The following is a 15,618-nucleotide window of genomic DNA, read 5'->3' on the forward strand; positions in this document are numbered from 1 at the left end:
TTCTGAGAGAATTTTCGTATCATTGCATCCGCGTTTGCGCAAACACTAATTAGTTATATCATGAATAGAAGAAATTTTATACAAAAATCGGCTGTAACAGTTGCCGGTCTGGGATTAGCCCCACTGATCGGTCATTCCCATCACTCCATCTACGGACAAACAGCCCCCAGCAATAAAGTGAAAGTGGCTTTGATCGGTTGCCGGAGCATGGGCTTCTCCAATCTAAACACATTCCTGGATTATCCGGAAGTAGAATGCGTTGCTCTTTGTGATGTGGATGACGAATGGCTGAATAAACGTGCTGCCGATGTAGAAAAGAAATCGGGTAAGAAAGTGCCCAACCTATATAAAGATTGGCGGCGGGTGATTGATAATAAGGATGTGGATGCTGTGATTGTCGGTACGCCCGACCATTGGCACTGTCTCCCTACGATCTGGGCTTGCCAGGCAGGAAAAGATGTGTATGTGGAAAAACCACTATCGAATACGATCGAAGAATGCGACCTGATGGTCAAAGCGGCTCGAAAATATGATCGCATCGTGCAGGTTGGCCAATGGCAACGGAGCGATCCGCATTGGGATGAAGCAGCCAATTACCTCAAGGGCGGCAACATCGGACGTATACGAACAGTCAAAGTATGGGCTTATCAGGACGGAAAACCGACACTGCCGGTAAAACCCAATGGCAATCCTCCGGCAGGTGTGGACTACGACATGTGGTTAGGCCCTGCCCCTAAACGTCCTTTTAATCCTTATAGGTTTCATTATAATTTCCGGTTCTTCTGGGATTATGCCGGCGGTCTGATGGCCGACTGGGGAGTACACCTGTTAGATTATGCACTGGAGGGGATGGGCGCCGACCTACCCACAAAAGTATTCTCCGGCGGTGGTAAATTCGCCTATCCCGACGATGCGATGGAAACACCAGACACATTAATGGCCACCTACGCCTATCCGGAATACAACATTATATGGGATCACGCTTGTGGAATCAATCACGGCTTATATGATAAAAAAGAAGGATTGGCTTTCTTTGGAGAGAAAGGCACTATGATACTGACTCGTGCCGGATGGGAAGTGATTCCGGTGACAGATAGCAACGGCGCACGAATGGAAGCCGTTCCTTTCAAAAAAGGAGAAGGAAAAGGGTTGTACAACCATGTGGGCAACTTCCTGGGATGTATAAAAAACCGTCAATTACCTAAAGGAGATGTGGCTATCGGTGCACGTGTGGCTAAAATGTCTCATCTGGCAAATATCGCTTGCCGGGTAGGTCGCGAAGTAAATTGGGATGATAAAAACAGCGTATTCACCGGAGATAAAGAAGCTACAGCTTTAGCAAAGGCGTATTATAGGGCACCGTGGGAATTACCGAAATTATAACGAATAGGGATAGACCACCTTGGCCTATCTATTCTTAGGAAAAGTATAAAATAAAGGCTGCCCGATGATAATCAGGCAGCCTTTTAGTTTATCGATCGAATGAATCGATCTGTATTATTCTCCCAAAAGGATTTCCAAAATCTGTACTGCCGCTTTCGCCACAGAAGTACCCGGGCCAAAGATGGCTGCAACGCCAGCCTTATACAGGAAATCGTAGTCCTGAGCAGGGATTACACCTCCCGCGATAACAATAATATCTGGACGTCCCAGTTTTTTCAATTCTTCAATAACCTGAGGAACTAACGTCTTATGACCGGCAGCCAAAGAAGAGACACCCATCACATGAACATCATTTTCTACAGCCTGACGGGCGGCTTCGGCTGGTGTCTGGAACAATGGCCCCATATCCACATCGAATCCGCAATCAGCATATCCGGTAGCGACTACTTTCGCTCCACGGTCGTGTCCGTCCTGACCCATCTTGGCCACCATAATACGTGGTTGACGACCTTCTTTTTTGGCAAATTTCTCAGCCAACTCTGTTGCCTGCTGGAAGTCTGCATCTTTTCCTGTTTCTGATGAATACACCCCTGATATTGTTCTAATAATTGCTTTATAACGTCCGGAGATTTCTTCGCAAGCGTCGGAGATCTCACCCAAAGAGGCACGTAGACCAGCGGCTTTTACGGCCAACTCCAATAGGTTCCCTTTTCCTGTGCGTGCACATTCTGTGATTGCCGCCAAAGCCTCTTTTACGGCTGCTTCGTCGCGGTTTGCACGTAATTTATTCAGACGTTCGATCTGTTGCACACGAACAGCCGTATTATCAATCTCAAGAATATCAATCGGATCTTCTTTAGCCAGACGATATTTGTTGATACCGACAATGGTCTGTGTCTGAGAGTCGATACGTGCCTGAGTACGGGCTGCAGCTTCTTCGATACGCATTTTAGGCAAACCGGTTTCGATCGCTTTAGCCATACCACCCATGCTTTCAATCTCCTGGATCAAAGCCCAACCTTTGTGTACCAGTTCGTTTGTCAATGTCTCCACATAATAGGAACCTGCCCATGGATCGATTTCTTTACAGATCTGAGTTTCTTCCTGAATATAAATCTGCGTATTACGCGCAATACGGGCAGAGAAATCTGTCGGCAATGCAATCGCTTCGTCCAATGCGTTGGTATGCAATGACTGTGTATGTCCCAATGCTGCTGCCATCGCTTCGATACAAGTACGTCCGACATTGTTGAACGGATCCTGTTCGGTCAACGACCAACCGGAAGTCTGACTATGGGTACGCAATGCCAGTGATTTCGGATTCTTAGCACCGAAACTCTTCACAATCTTTGCCCATAACATACGTGCTGCACGCATCTTGGCAATCTCCATAAAGTGATTCATTCCAATCGCCCAGAAGAAAGACAAACGCGGTGCAAAAGCATCTACGTCAATTCCGGCATTGATCCCTGCACGCAGGTACTCCATCCCGTCACAAAGTGTATAAGCCATTTCGATATCTGCTGTCGCTCCGGCTTCCTGCATATGGTAGCCTGAGATCGATATCGAGTTGAATTTAGGCATTTTCTGAGAAGTATATTCGAAAATGTCAGCAATGATCTTCATCGAAAATTCGGGTGGATAAATATATGTGTTACGCACCATGAATTCTTTCAGGATATCATTCTGAATGGTTCCTGCCATCTCCTCCAATTTAGCTCCTTGTTCCAAACCGGCATTGATGTAAAAAGCCAACACAGGAAGAACGGCTCCATTCATCGTCATAGAGACAGACATCTGATTCAATGGAATTCCATCGAACAAGATTTTCATATCTTCCAATGAACAGATAGAAACTCCCGCTTTACCTACGTCACCCACAACACGTTCGTGATCGGCATCATATCCGCGATGTGTAGCCAGGTCAAACGCAACAGAAAGTCCTTTCTGTCCGGAGGCCAGGTTACGACGATAGAAAGCATTTGACTCTTCAGCTGTTGAGAAACCTGCATACTGACGGACAGTCCAAGGACGCATCGCGTACATACCGCTATACGGTCCACGCAGGTAAGGAGGCAAACCGGATGCATAATTCAAATGCTCCATGCCTTCCAGGTCTTCTTTTGTATAAACAGACTTTACATCGATCTGCTCTGGTGTTTTCCAGTCTGCCTGTATTCCGTTTTCTTTTGCCCATTTCGCGCCATTTGTTGCAGCAAATCCGGCATTTTTTATATCTATATTTTTAAAATTCGGTCTCATATTTTTTGACTTAAGCGATTCCTAATTTAGCGTTGAAAGCTTTCAATGTTTCAAGCACATTGCTCTTCACATTGATAAATTCAGTAATACCCTGAGCTTTCAGGTCATCCATACAAGCTGGAGCACCAGCTACAACGAGTTCAGCTTTTCCACTCAACGCTTTGTAAGCAGCAGGAGCAAAGTCTGCATATTCGTCATCACTTGAGCAAAGAACAACAATATCAGCTTCTGCTTTCAGTGCAGCTTCTACACCTGCTTCCACTGTCTCGAAACCTAAGTTGTCGATAATTTTGTATCCGGCACAACCAAAGAAGTTTCCAGCAAACTGAGAACGAGCCAGACGCATTGCCAGATTACCGATAGTCAACATAAAGACGTTCGGAGTCTTGCTTCTCTTTTCTGTTGCCAGACGTAATGCTTCAAATTCCGAAGCCCCGCGAGAAAAGTCAAGCGCAGTAATTTCCGGTTCACAACTACATCCACATCCGCAGTCTGTACCTTCTTTGATCTTAGCAGCAGCCACCTCCGTTACATTCGGATACTGGTTTGTACCTAACAGGATTTCACGACGGGTAGCAATCGCTTTCTTACGAGCCGCAGCAGATGCATTTACATTATTCTGTACCTCACCCGATTTCACTGTTGCATAAAATCCACCTTTATCTTCCACTTCAAGGAATAATTTCCAAGCTTCATCTGCAATCGAAGAGGTTAATACTTCAATATAATAAGAACCGGCTGAAGGGTCTACCACTTTATCGAAATGACACTCTTCTTTCAACAGCAACTGTTGGTTGCGTGCAATACGTTCAGAGAATTCATCCGGTGTTTCATAAGTCACATCAAAAGGAGCAACAGTAATCGAATCGACTCCTGCTATAGCTGCCGACATAGCCTCTGTCTGCGTGCGCAGTAAGTTGGCATGCGCATCGTATATCGTCAAGTTCCATTCTGAAGTTTGTGCCTGCGCCTGCATCTTACATGCACATTCACATTCCGGCTTATAGGCTGATACAATTTCGGCCCACAACCAACGAGCAGCACGGAATTTGGCAATTTCCATAAAGTAATTGGCGCTAATACCAAAGTTGAATTTGATTGTTTTTGCCACTTCATCTGCCGACAGACCTGCTTCGGTCAATTTGGCCATGATCTCATTTCCCCAAGCTAAAGCATAACCTAACTCCTGTGTAATATAAGCACCGGCGTCATTCAACTGACAAGCATCAACAGCCAATACCCGATATCCCGGAAGTATTTTTCCTGCTTTTACAATAGCTGTAGCTTCTTCTACCCAACTATCCGCTTTTTTACCTTTTACCAACGGTTTCTTGAACGGATTGTAATTTACGGAACCAAAGCATTTGTTTACATCAGCACCCGCTTTTTTTACGTATTCACCGAGAATTTCGATCAACTGAACAGCCTTTCCGTTACATGTTTTGAAGTTCAGTTCAACACATTCCGGGCAAATGCCTTTTAACAAGACTGCGATATTTTCTACCGAAACACCCTCGCCTTTAAAATGGAAACCAAGAGAATTAACACCCTTGTCAAGCAGATCCAGCGCTTTTGCATTTGCCGCTTTAAAATCTGTTACATTCATGTTTTGGCGTACCTTCCAATCGTTCTCCTTCTTTGTTCCACGAACAAAAGGAAATTCACCGGGAAGAGAAGTCGTAGTTTTCAATCCCTCGATGTCCTCAGCACGATAGAAGGGATTTACATTAAATCCTTCGCTTGTTCTCCAAACAAGCTTTTTCTCAAACGGTGCCCCTTTCAGGTCTGCCGTAATCTTCGCCATCCACTCTTCTGTCGAAACGGATGGGAATTCTGAGAAAAGTTTTTCTTTTAATTCTGCCATAATATTAGTTGTTTATAAAACTGGTATTAGTATTACTTTACTATGTTGTTCAATAACAGGGTGCAAAGGTAGAATAAATAACAGGACAAGCAATGAAAAAAGAAGAAAATAAGACCGACAACTCGCTATCTGAACCGATTAAAGAATACAGGTCAACAACACATCCTTGCTAAAAAATTACTTATTTTACTCAAACAACAGAAAATTCCAATACAATAAGAAACTAAAAAGCAAATACACTTTACAAGATGAAACTGACTACCCTTTTTCTATTACATTTACAGCCTACAAACGATTATCGGTTTTATCGCATGATTTTGTTGGATTTTCTCCTGTTTTTTTCTTTTTGTTTACACATTTTTTATTTTATTTTTATGTATGTTTGCAGCATTAATCTCCATTATAATCGGACTCTTCTCTTATGAATGAAGCTATTCTCAACGGCCTGATAAATCTGTTTGCCATTTTTGCTTCTTTAGTTCGTATTGAAAACGGACAGGCAATATACGCTATACATTCTTACCTCTCCAGTCACTTCGGCGTACGCACCCAAAACGATTACATAGAGCTTTACAAAGAACTTCGCAGTATGTACGACGACGACCTTATTCCGATCAACAAGGAAGATGTCGTTCGAAATATATGCAAACAGATGAAAGCCAAACTGACTTTAGAAGAACAGTTTCTTCTACTTGTCCGTTTTGTGGAATTTGCGCATAAAAACAGCAATGAACTGGAGAATCATCTTCATATCTTTAAAATTGTAGCCCAGATATTTCGCGTTTCAGAAAAAGAGTTTGATGACATATTAGCCTTTGTAACAGGAGGGCAGTCTGCCTCCTTGTTGAAAATCGACGCACAAGAAGGCGGCAGTGAACATCATATCACGCGCGAAGGAGTTTCCGGATATGTCATCGTCTTTTTTATCAAACGTTTTGACCTGTTTATCTTCACATTTCATGGCGAAGGACAAGTCTTTATGAATGATATTCCGCTTACGTCCGGCATGTTTTATACCTGGCAATCCAGCAGTGTTCTTAAAAGTCCCTTATTCTTACCTGTTTATTACAGCAATCTGCAGGCTATTTTCAATAAAAACGAACACCGACAAACGGTTCATTTAGCCGGACGGGATATTCAGTTCACCTTTCCTAAAAGTACAAACGGACTTCATAATTTCTCTTTCGACCTCGAATCGGGCCAGTTAGTAGCAATCATGGGAGGAAGCGGCGTAGGCAAATCGACTCTTTTAGGACTTATGAACGGGAATATCAAACCTGATTCAGGAAATATAACTGTAAACGGACACGCCATTAATTCGCCGGAGGGAAAACAGTTGATCGGATTTGTGCCACAAGACGATCTATTGATTGAAGAGCTTACCGTATACGAAAATCTCTGGTATACTGCCCGCTTATCTTTTGACGGTCTCAGTTCCGAAGAAATTGAAAAACGGGTCGACAAAGTCTTAGCCGAACTCGATCTTTCCGAAATCAAATCTCTTGAAGTAGGTTCACCCATTCGGAAAACCATCAGTGGCGGACAACGTAAACGATTAAATATAGCCCTCGAGCTAATCCGTGAACCGGCAATCCTTTATCTGGATGAACCCACTTCCGGCCTTTCTTCATCTGATTCTGAAAAAGTGATGATTCTGCTGAAGGAACAAACACACCGTGGACGTTTAGTCGTGGTCAACATCCATCAACCCTCCTCTGAAATCTACAAACTTTTCGATCGCTTATGGCTTCTCGACAAGGGAGGATATCCAATCTATGACGGTAATCCGATCGAGGCAATCACCTATTTCAAAAGAGCGGCTAAATATACAGATACCGATATCAGCGTATGCTGCTTATGTGGCAATGTCAACCCCGAACTCATCTTAAATATTATTGACTCCAAGGTGATTGATGACTCAGGGAATCCAACCAACATACGTAAGTTTACTCCCGAAGAGTGGCATGAACGCTATTTGGCAGCCCGCCCTGTATTTAAAGAGGAAAAAGCAAAAACACTCCCCGACAACAAACAACAAAAACCATCCCGGTGGAAGCAGTTCCTTATTTACTCGGAAAGGAATTTACGACGTAAATTTGCCAACAAACAATATCTCACAATAATCTTGATCGAAGCCCCTTTACTGGCCATAATTGTTAGTTTGTTGACTCGTTATGTCGATAACGACACATACACCTTGTTTGCAAATAAAAATTTCGTTTCTTACATATTCATGGCCGTAATTGTTGTCACCTTTATTGGTTTGAGTATTAGCGCCGAAGAGATTATCAAAGATCGGATTATTCTGAAACGGGAGCGCTTCCTGCGCTTAAGTCACGGCAGTTACATCAGCGCCAAAATGGTTTATCTTTTTATCTTGTCAGGCATTCAGACCTTTCTTTTTATTCTGGTTGGGCATTCGATCATGGGAGTTCATTTTGATATGTTTCCAACTTGGTGGAGTGTACTATGGCTCACCGCTTTCTTAGCCAACCTAACAGGATTATGGTTATCCCAGACACTCAGTTCTATTGTTTCCATCTACATCTCGATTCCGATCTTACTCATTCCACAGATACTATTATGCGGGTTGGTAGTCCATTTTGACGATCTCAACACTCAAGCCTCAAAGAAAAATATAGTCCCTTTCATCGGAGAAATCATCCCTTCCCGATGGGCATTCGAAGCACTTATGGTCGAACAGTTCACAGCAAACGATTATAATAAAAATTTCTTTTATATCGAAAAAGAAAAATTTCTGGCTCAGTACTACGAAAATGCACATGCAAAAGAGGTGCGAAATCTGGTGAATCAGATGACAGAAAAAGCGAATAGTCCTACGCATCAAACAGTGATAAATGAATTGCCTGTACTAAGCAGGGTAGCCCGCATAGAAGCAATAAAAAGCGACGAATCGTATCATACTTATCTGGATCGGATAGAAGAGGCTCTTCACACAAGAGCGCATAACTTCACCGTGTTGCTCGAACAGGAACAACAGAAATTTATCAAGGAAAAAGGTCAGAAACAGTTTAATGATTGGAAAAAAGCGAATCACAATCTAGCGATTGAAGACCTTGTTCTAAATACAAACACAACTCGTTTTTTCAAAAAAAGCAATAATCGATTGTATCCGCAAGTCGGACTTATTTATTCCGAACCCGACAATATATGGGGGCGTGCCCACTTTTATTCACATATAAAAAAGCTGGGGAAAAATCTAATTTCGACCTATAAATTTAATTTATTGGTTCTCGGTTTCTTTGTATTGTTAGCCATAATCGCTATATTCGCAGAGTTTCCCGGGAGGTTCATTCGCAACTCAAAAGAATACTGAAAAGAGAAGAAATTCAACATACAAACTTATTAAATTGAACGTTATGAAAAAAAGTTTTGTCAGCCTGCTAACCATAGTAGCAATCCTATTCTGTACGGCTTCATGCTCCGGAGGGAAAAAGGCGCAAGAAGATGCTGCAAAAACCGAAGAAGCTGCAGCTGCTGCCGGAAATCTTTCCAAAAATCTATTAACAGAAGAATTAAAAGTTGAAACAATTCGTTTGTTACAAGACTTACCTGATTCGGAAATTCCTCATCGTATTTCAACGGGAGAAGTGACTATCGGTGTCGGTAATATCAACTATATGTTGCCGGTAGCAAAGGCGGCTGACCTTAGTTCAATGTCACAAAAAGCACGGGCGTGTGGTATATACCTGTCCGATTATAATATTCTTTCAGTTATCGGTCAGTCAACAAATGAAATTGAAGGTGTGTTGGCCCGATTAACTACAGATCTTAATATTTCATATATATTGGATATTTTGAGAGAAGCGGCACCGAAAGATGCATCCAGTGAAGTTTTACAAAAATTCTATGCCAGCCAGGAAGACAAGATCATAAATGCTTTAGCCAACGACAATAAGATCAATGTTGCTGTAGACATCCTGGGAGGAGTAACTGCTGAATACGCTTGTTTAGTTGCCAATCCATCATTAGTTGTAAAAGGAGATGCCACTTCTGCCGGACTAAGTGCCAATATGGAAAGAAGAGTTGAACTATTAGGAGAAATCACCAATGACATTTCATCCTATTATCCTGAAATGAAAACACTTGGCGAAACTATTCTTCCATTAAAAGACAAAGTAAGTTCTATTCAGGCTGCCCGTAGTGCAAATGCAGAAATCATGGGTATTCGTGAAGCCTTATTAAAATAAGAGATAAAACAATACGATAAAAGGGTATGTTCTGAACGGACATACCCTTTTTTGTTTCTTAATTCTCTCCCTTATACGAAATTGTCAACAAGGTAATATCATCCGACTGGACAGCACCAATAACAAAATCACCCACATGTCGGGTTACTTCTTCCACAATATCCTTAGATGACTTTCCTGCCAACTCAATACAACTATCTAATAGTCTCTTTTCACCGAACAAATCACCGTTTTTATTTCTTGCTTCAGTAACCCCATCCGTATACAGAAACAGACTATCTCCAGGCTGAAGATGCAACTCTTTTTCATGATACACCGAATCGCCCAATGCACCTAATATCCGATCGCCCGTCAGTGGCACAAAGGAGACGCTCTTGTCATATTTTATGTAGATAGGAGGATTGTGTCCGGCATTACAGTAAGTCACGATACCGGTATGAATATTCAGTATCCCATAGAAAACAGTCACGAACATATCATTCACATTCTCTTTACACAAGATTTCATTCGCCCGCTTCATACACTGAGCCGCCGAATTCTCCGTCTGTGCAATTGCACGAATAACTGTTCGACTGATCGCCATAAAGATAGCCGCCGGCACCCCTTTGCCTGAAACATCAGCAATAACAAAACCCAACCGGTCGTTGTCGATCGTAAAGAAATCATAAAAATCCCCTCCCACATACTTTGCCGCATTCATATAGGCATAAATATCAAACGAATGTTCATCGGGAAAAGGTTTGAATTCTTTCGGCAAGATCGTCTCCTGGATTTCACGGGCCACCTTCAGATCCGAACGGATCGATTTCAATTGCAAATGTTCATGCTGTGCATTTTTAACAAATTCAATCTCTTCGATTGCTTTCTCTATTGTTCGTTCAAGATCCTCCAGATTAATCGGTTTGGTCGTAAAATCAAACGCTCCCCTATTCATCGCCGTTCGGATATTCTCCATATCACCATATGCCGAAACCATAATACATTTCATGGCCGGGTTGCGCAACTCATTAATTTTTGTCAGCAGCGTAAGTCCATCCATCTCAGGCATATTGATATCACTTAGAATAATATCAAAATCCGGCTGAGTCAGAATGGCTTGAAGCGCTTCAATGCCATTATGAACAAAGGTAAATTCATATTCCCCTTTCCTGATCTTTCGTCTGAAATATTGACTCAACAATATCTCCAGATCCTGTTCGTCGTCTACACTCAATATCTTAATTGGCATACAATCAGTTTATTTGGTTACAGGCAATGAGATAACAAACCGGGTGTACTCATTTTCCTGCGTTTCTACTTCTATTTTCCCTCTATGTTTTCCCTCTATAATCGATTTCGTCAGCGATAACCCCAAACCCGTACCTTCTCCTACTGGCTTGGTGGTAAAAAACGGAGTAAACAATTTCGCCACAACATCCTCAGACATTCCGATTCCGTTATCTTCAATCGTTAGTTTAATCCAATTATCTTCTTTTTTCAAATCAACTTTAATCACCGGAGAATAAGGTTCTTCAGACGCTTTTTTTGCCCTGCTGAAAACAGCGTGACAGGCATTATTCACCAAATTAATAACCGCACGACTTAAATCCTGCGGAATAACATGGACTAAAGGAACATCTGCCGCATAATTCTCCTGAATAGTCACATTAAAACTTTTATTATTGGCCCTAACGGCATGATAGGAAAGCCATACATATTCATGAATCAATTGTTGCAGATCGGTTTCAAGAAAATCATCCTTCCCCCGCGAATACAGCAAGATTCCTCGAACTATGCTGGATGCCCGGTTCCCATTTTCTTCGATTTTCTGCATATTACTTTCCAGATCGTTCATGATCTCCGCGATCTCCTCACGCTCCTCCTCTGATAAATGTCCGTCAATATCATCCAGAATTTCCATCATATCTTTCAATAATTTGGAGGATAATTTACTGAAATTGATCACAAAATTAAGCGGGTTCTGAATTTCATGGGCAATACCTGCACTAAGCATACCTAATGAGGCCAGCTTATCCTGTCTTCTGATCTGTTTTTCCAAATATTCGATTCGTTCTCTCTGGTCACTCATCGGCTTCCTTTTTTATTTCTACATTTTGATGTATCGGAACACTGATTTTGAACTCCGTAAATACATTTTTTTCACTATTGACCTCTATCGTTCCCTTATGATTGAGTATGACTTCCCTACTTAAATAAAGTCCGATACCCGATGCCTCCGATGTAGGTTTTGTCGTAAAAAACGGTTCAAAAATCCGTTTCTTGATACTCTCTTCAATACCAATTCCATTGTCGTAAATAACAAGAATAACATATTGCCCTTCTCTCCGTAAAGAGACATTCAATTGAGGAGAGAAATCTTCCTTCTCTGCTTTTTTTAATAAGGCATATACGCCATTACGGTAAATATTCAACAATACTTTACCCATCTGCTCGATATTGATATCAATCATCAAAGACAATGCCAATCCCTCAAAAGCAATATTGATCCCTTTTTCCGCAATCTCTTTTTCGTACAGCTTGGAGACCACACCCAGGTTGACCCGACACAGTTCGTTGATATCGGCAGATGTAAAGTTCTTCTTCTGATCTTTCAGCAATTCTTCCATGGCTTTAACAATACGAACGGTATTGGCGCCATGTTCTGTTATTTTCTGCAGATTATTCGTGATCATCTCCAGAATATCTACCGAATCAGCATAGATTTCTTTGGTCATGACTTGATTTTCATCAGCCAGATTTTTCCGGAGTTCGCTCACAAGTCCGACCGATAATGTCGCAAAATTATTAATATAATTCAAGGGATTCAGAATCCGGTCGACCAGTCCTTTGGTGAGTTGTCCGACTGTCGCCAACCGCTCATTGCGCACCAGTTCGTCTTGTGCTTCGGCTAAAGCAGTCAAGGCATTGGAAAGTTTCTCCGATTCCTGCATCACTTGGTCACGCTGTACCCGTAATTCAATCGTCCGTTCTTCAACGACTTTAGCCAGATATTCTTTCTGTTTTAATTTTTTCTTCCATTGCGACTTCACAATCTGAATGATGATCAGAAAGAGAATCAAAACACCAAATAACGCATCCCAGCTTTTATAAATAGCCAACCCTGTAACAACAACTGCTACAAGGAAAGTTTTCTCAGCTACCTGAATCTTCAGTTTCAGATCCTGTATATCTTTTATATTAAAATCTGCCATTTCAACGCAAATTTTTGATCATCATTAATACATTCTTTCCCTCTTCGCGCGTATATTTTACTTCCGTCATGATCTCTTTTATTAGATAAATTCCTAATCCTCCGATTGGTCGTTCTTCCGCTGAAGAAGTCGTATCCGGTGCTTCTTTTTCTGTTGGGTCAAATGGAAACCCTTCGTCTATAATCGTAATGAATAAACAGTTTGATTCTTTCTTTAGGCACACCTGAATCTCTTTATTTTTCTCATTCCGATAACCATATTGAATGATATTGGTCACTGCCTCTTCCAAGGCTAATTTTAATCGCATACACAATTTTTCATCCAAACCGAACTCTTCAGCTGTCAGATGAACGAAGTCTCCCAGTTTAATCAACTGACTGAGTTCATTCGTTAAGTGTATTTCCCTTATCATGTTAAATGATCCTAATCACTCAATAGTAAGTATTGAAGAAAAACCGGTAATATTAAAAATATCCATGATCTCTTCCTTTATATTCTTCAATAGGAGCGAACCGCCTTTGGCCGTCATTCCTTTCTGCAAGGTTAGTAACAAGCGCAACCCCGCACTGCTCACGTACGTCAATTCTGCTCCGTCTAAAACCACCGCAGCCACCTCGCTTTGCAACACTTGTTGTATCTCTTTTTCGAAATCGACGGCTGTCAATGTATCTAACTGCCCTACCAACCGAATGAGCGTTTCACTCCCTTCCTGCTCTATTGTAATTTTCATAATTATTTTATTTACAACTCTTAATCAAGCAAATGTAATGATTTCACCAATCATTATATCACAAAATCATTGAAAAAATAAACGAGTCGTATTTTCTTTTGCATTTTTCATCGAACTAAAACCTTGCTACAGATTCTTTTCGTACCATATCAATGAAATTCGACCTGACTTCAAATAAACAAAAGCGGCTGTATACAACATTCGCTTCAATAACCCGATTTGCGACAAGCCTACATCCTTTTTTCTACACTATCCCATAGAAATTACAGACCTATCCTGTCCATTTTTTTGCAACACCTACCTCCGTTTTTTGTTAGAGGTACGTCTAAATGAATTTAGAGGTACGTGTAAATCGATTTAGAGGTACCTCTAAAACATTTTAGACGTACCTCTAACAGAAAAGTGTTTGAAATGATACTAAAAAACCGTGGGGTCGTGATAAAAGATGTTGATTATCGTCAATTATATGTTAGTTTTCGACTAACAGCAATCTTGTTATTCTATCTATTTTTGTAACTTAGAAGAGTTGTATTTGAGGTAAACAATTTTAACAAACAGGTTGTTACCCAATAAATAGGTTTTCTGAATGAAAAACAAAAAACACATGAGATATCTTATTCTATTGTTGATAAGTCTGGTTTCCGCAGTCTACACAACCGCCCAACAAACATTCACGTTGGAGGAGTGTCGACTATTAGCTATTAAGAACAACAAAGAGTTGAAAATTGCCGGTGAAAAGGTAAAAATGGCAAATTATGAACGGAAGGCTGCTATTACAAAATACTTTCCGGAAATATCGGCAACGGGTGCTTATCTACGGCAAAACGAACACTATTTCAACCTTATTGATTTCAATGCATTGGGATCAGCCGGAGCACTTATTCCCGAGAACATAAAGGATTTTGCCCGATTTGATATTCAAAACATCTGGTTGGGGAATATCTCGCTGGTACAACCTGTCTTTATGGGTGGAAAAATTATCTCATACAATCAAATCACTCAATACGCCAAAGAACTGGCTGAATCGATGAACGATCAGCAATTACAGGAGATCATCTACTTAACCGACGAAACGTATTGGCAAGTGATCTCACTGGTCAACAAGAAAAAACTGGCAGATGCATACGTCGATCTGCTCCGTAAAATGAATCGCGATGTTGAAGAGATGATCACGGAAGGAGTAGCCACCAAAGCTGACGGACTTGCCGTAAAAGTAAAATTGAATGAAGCTGAGATGACCCAAACAAAAGTGGATAACGGTTTAGCTTTATCACGTATGCTACTGGCTCAAATATGCGGGTTGCCGCTGGAAGACTATTCAGTCAATTTAGCCGATGAATACATTGAAAATTTACCCGTACAGGCAACGTATGCCACAGCAAATATGGAAGAGGCTTTTATGAACAGAAACGAATTGAAAAGCCTTGAACTGGCAGAGAAAATCTATAAAAAGAAAGAACATATCGCTCTGTCGGAAATGTTACCCAACATCGGATTGACTGCCAACTTTCTTGCTTTTAATACCGATCTGCATCCCAGTGCCAAGAATAATTTTTCCAATTTGCTTTCCGTCGGAGTCATGGTCAAAGTTCCTTTATCGGCCTGGTGGGAAGGCACATACAAACGTAATTCGGCTAAAGCAGAAACAACAATCAAGAAATTGGAATTTCTGGAAGCACGTGAAAAAATAGAATTACAGGTGAATCAATCTGTCTATAAAGTGAATGAAGCGAATAAAAAACTTATTGCTTCGTCGCGGAATATGGAAAATGCGGAAGAGAACCTGCGTCATGCCAATTTGGGATTTGAAGAAGGGGTGATCCCTGCCCTTAATCTGATGGAGGCACAAACAGCCTGGGTTTCGGCGCGTTCCGATTTAATCGATGCACAAATTGAAGTGAAACTGACGGATGTCTATCTGACAAAGGTGCTTGGGAAATTGGATATTGAGAATAATAAATAAAGAATCCTTTATAG

General features: G+C 41.3%; 11 protein-coding genes. 4 read left to right on the forward strand and 7 right to left on the reverse strand.

Annotation, left to right across the window (positions count from 1 at the left end):
- The first annotated feature begins 60 nt into the window (after positions 1 to 60).
- Complete coding sequence (locus M2135_RS14525) at positions 61 to 1,383, forward strand: Gfo/Idh/MocA family oxidoreductase (protein ID WP_280749249.1); 1,323 nt, start codon at positions 61 to 63, stop codon at positions 1,381 to 1,383.
- 114 nt (positions 1,384 to 1,497) lie between these two features.
- On the opposite strand, the gene scpA is transcribed toward M2135_RS14525, so the two are convergent.
- Positions 1,498 to 3,645 carry a methylmalonyl-CoA mutase gene (gene scpA / locus M2135_RS14530; protein ID WP_280749250.1) on the reverse strand — a complete coding sequence of 716 codons (2,148 nt, stop codon included), beginning with the start codon at positions 3,643 to 3,645 and terminating at the stop codon, positions 1,498 to 1,500.
- A 10-nt stretch (positions 3,646 to 3,655) separates the two neighbouring features.
- On the reverse strand, positions 3,656 to 5,509 hold the full coding sequence (mutA, locus tag M2135_RS14535) for a methylmalonyl-CoA mutase small subunit (protein ID WP_280749251.1): 1,854 nt from the start codon (positions 5,507 to 5,509) through the stop codon (positions 3,656 to 3,658).
- 421 nt (positions 5,510 to 5,930) lie between these two features.
- On the opposite strand from mutA, the gene M2135_RS14540 reads away from it, so the two are divergent.
- The gene (locus M2135_RS14540) at positions 5,931 to 8,846 is read left to right on the forward strand and encodes an ATP-binding cassette domain-containing protein (RefSeq protein WP_280749252.1); all 2,916 of its coding nucleotides are present in this window, start codon (positions 5,931 to 5,933) and stop codon (positions 8,844 to 8,846) included.
- A 43-nt stretch (positions 8,847 to 8,889) separates the two neighbouring features.
- A complete protein-coding gene (locus tag M2135_RS14545; RefSeq protein WP_280749253.1) occupies positions 8,890 to 9,720 on the forward strand; it encodes a hypothetical protein in 831 nt (276 codons plus the stop codon).
- A 58-nt stretch (positions 9,721 to 9,778) separates the two neighbouring features.
- Here M2135_RS14545 and M2135_RS14550 read toward each other — a convergent pair whose 3' ends face one another.
- From M2135_RS14550 to M2135_RS14570, 5 genes are read right to left on the reverse strand one after another with little or no spacing between them, the layout of a single operon-like run.
- Complete coding sequence (locus M2135_RS14550; RefSeq protein ID WP_280749254.1) at positions 9,779 to 10,948, reverse strand: SpoIIE family protein phosphatase; 1,170 nt, start codon at positions 10,946 to 10,948, stop codon at positions 9,779 to 9,781.
- Between the two features lie 9 nt (positions 10,949 to 10,957).
- Positions 10,958 to 11,788 (reverse strand): HAMP domain-containing sensor histidine kinase, encoded by an 831-nt coding sequence (locus tag M2135_RS14555; RefSeq protein ID WP_280749255.1) that lies wholly within the window; start codon positions 11,786 to 11,788, stop codon positions 10,958 to 10,960.
- Positions 11,781 to 12,911 (reverse strand): ATP-binding protein, encoded by a 1,131-nt coding sequence (locus tag M2135_RS14560; protein WP_280749256.1) that lies wholly within the window; start codon positions 12,909 to 12,911, stop codon positions 11,781 to 11,783. The genes M2135_RS14555 and M2135_RS14560 overlap by 8 nt, the downstream gene beginning before the upstream one ends.
- A gap of 1 nt (position 12,912) precedes the next feature.
- Complete coding sequence (locus tag M2135_RS14565; protein ID WP_280749257.1) at positions 12,913 to 13,323, reverse strand: ATP-binding protein; 411 nt, start codon at positions 13,321 to 13,323, stop codon at positions 12,913 to 12,915.
- A 15-nt stretch (positions 13,324 to 13,338) separates the two neighbouring features.
- Positions 13,339 to 13,641 carry an STAS domain-containing protein gene (locus tag M2135_RS14570; RefSeq protein ID WP_280749258.1) on the reverse strand — a complete coding sequence of 101 codons (303 nt, stop codon included), beginning with the start codon at positions 13,639 to 13,641 and terminating at the stop codon, positions 13,339 to 13,341.
- A 604-nt stretch (positions 13,642 to 14,245) separates the two neighbouring features.
- Between M2135_RS14570 and M2135_RS14575 the strand changes: the two genes are divergently transcribed.
- On the forward strand, positions 14,246 to 15,604 hold the full coding sequence (locus M2135_RS14575; RefSeq protein WP_280749259.1) for a TolC family protein: 1,359 nt from the start codon (positions 14,246 to 14,248) through the stop codon (positions 15,602 to 15,604).
- Positions 15,605 to 15,618 lie beyond the last annotated feature (14 nt).

It is taken from the genome of Parabacteroides sp. PF5-9, assembly GCF_029893105.1.
In the GTDB taxonomy this organism is placed as follows: Bacteria; Bacteroidota; Bacteroidia; order Bacteroidales; family Tannerellaceae; genus JARXWG01.